Source organism: Erwinia psidii (assembly GCF_003846135.1).
Classification (GTDB): domain Bacteria; phylum Pseudomonadota; class Gammaproteobacteria; order Enterobacterales; family Enterobacteriaceae; genus Erwinia; species Erwinia psidii.
Window position 1 is genome coordinate 1 of record NZ_RHHM01000037.1, and the last position, 1,839, is coordinate 1,839.

At 43.6% G+C, this 1,839-nt stretch carries 1 protein-coding gene and 2 pseudogenes; all 3 read left to right on the forward strand.

What is annotated here, in order from left to right; translation table 11 throughout:
* Window positions 1–164: pseudogene (locus EB241_RS20710) on the forward strand (DUF3289 family protein); the annotation flags it as partial.
* Window positions 148–615 carry a DUF943 family protein gene (locus tag EB241_RS20715; RefSeq protein ID WP_124234940.1) on the forward strand — a complete coding sequence of 156 codons (468 nt, stop codon included), beginning with the start codon at window positions 148–150 and terminating at the stop codon, window positions 613–615. The pseudogene EB241_RS20710 and the gene EB241_RS20715, both read left to right, overlap by 17 nt.
* Before the next feature lie 408 nt (window positions 616–1,023).
* A pseudogene (locus tag EB241_RS20720) lies at window positions 1,024–1,299 on the forward strand (hypothetical protein); the annotation flags it as partial.
* Window positions 1,300–1,839 lie beyond the last annotated feature (540 nt).

Sequence of the window (1,839 nt, forward strand, 5' to 3'; positions counted from 1 at the left end):
TCTGGATAGTGATGATATTCTGAACACAAAATTCAGCCAGTTCCATTTTTTCCGCATCTGGTTTATTCTCCAGCGGTACAATCAGTTTTGCTTCAAGCCATTCATGACCAATATGGAAGCCACCATAGAAATTACAGGAACTCGCAAATGAGAGTGAAAAATAAGAAAACTATTGTTCCGCTCTTTCTCGCTGGCTGCGTGCTACTTAGCTACTGGCTTTGGTTGTCTCTTCGTCCTGTGGAGATCATAGCCGTTCATCACAGAAGTAGTGGTTTCAGTGATGTTTTGGTCACCAGTTTCCCGCCGACTGATAAAGGAAAAATTAACTGGTGGTTAAAAAATAAGGATATGTTAAAAGATAAATATGGCATTCCAAAGCCTGATAGAAATGGCTATTTTTATCTGACCGTTTGGTTATTTGGAGAGGGTTATAAAGAAGAAGGAAAATATGACAGACTTTGCTTTATTGATATGCCTTCTCCTGTAAACTGCATTGAAAAAGACAGGGTGTTTTCAATTAGTTTCAGCAAGAACAGAGGCACTATATTTACAGTAAATGATGGCGAATACCGTATTAATAATGAAGGAAAAATAATTAAGAGCAATTCTAATTAATTTTACCTCTCAGCGGTGGCTTTCAAAATACTTTTTTCTTCCTGCCCTGTTTTACAGTCGTAGCAGATCAGCACCGGGGGATTTGGTTAAAAGTATCCCCGGTGCATGAACAATATTCTGATCGTCAATAACACGGTAAATTTTGAAGGGTGGCAATGTACTTTTCCGTGTACACAAGGGTGTAGACAAAAAGAAAAACGCATTATGACAGTGCCATATACCACAGGGCTTACACACCAACACTCAACAAACAGATTCAAGTTGCATACTGTCGCTCTCAGTAGCAGAAAACCAATCCAGTCCGCTAATTGCGGGCTTTTTAATTTCATGCTGTCGCATATGATGTCATAACATCGCGCATTTATTTTGTACCCAAAGCACTTTGATCCAGCTTGGGTACAGAGCATGGTCGCTCTGGCAAAGGTACGACGTGAAATGCCAGGCGTACCCAATTTCACTATCCACGACTTCCGGCGCACTGGCCGCTCCCATTTAACGGCGCTGGGGGTTGATCCTATTGTAACCTAACGCTGCCTGAATCACCGTATCAAGGGCGTGGAAGGTATCTATAACCGCCATCCGTATTTCGATGAACCCCGTGCAGGGCTGGCGCTGGGGGCTGATCTGTTGGCGCTGGAACGTGGGGAAGATTACAACGTGGTATCAATAGCAAAAAGGAAATGAGACTTTACGCGCGCATATGTGAGCTTTATTTTACCGGTTTCACTGTTTCAGTATCTATTATTCAGATATTAATCAATAAATTAAATGAACAGGTTTTTTGTCAGCCTGTTTCACCTTCTGCCCGCCAGCACTCCCCGGAAGGTGGCACAGACCACGAGCCATGCAAAACGGCCGCCCATTCTCCCCAACGTTTCAACACTGCCCGTATATCGCGCATTATTCAGACCGCCCCCTGAAAACGTTAATAACTGATTGATTTTCATTAAATACGGTATTTCACCGAAACCACCAACCCACAGGCGAGGCACGGAAGATTTTTCTCGGGGTCACTGCGCAGTAAAAAACGCAGCATCACGAAAGTTTTCTGACAGTCTCTACGCGAGAAAAAGGAAAGCTTTAGCCTGTATTTATTGTTTTCAGCCCTGAAGTTTCCAGCGGAATCACACTCCTGGCCTGATGCGGCTGAAGGTTTGTCTTACCTCACGATGCGAAGTTCGCACAGAAAATGCAGGCACTGGAGTGTCAGAGACTGTGATTTAA

What these genes read in the sequence shown, in the direction of transcription:
- EB241_RS20715 (WP_124234940.1), top strand. Translation starts at nt 148, where the DNA reads ATGAGAGTGAAAAATAAGAAAACTATTGTTCCGCTCTTTCTCGCTGGC.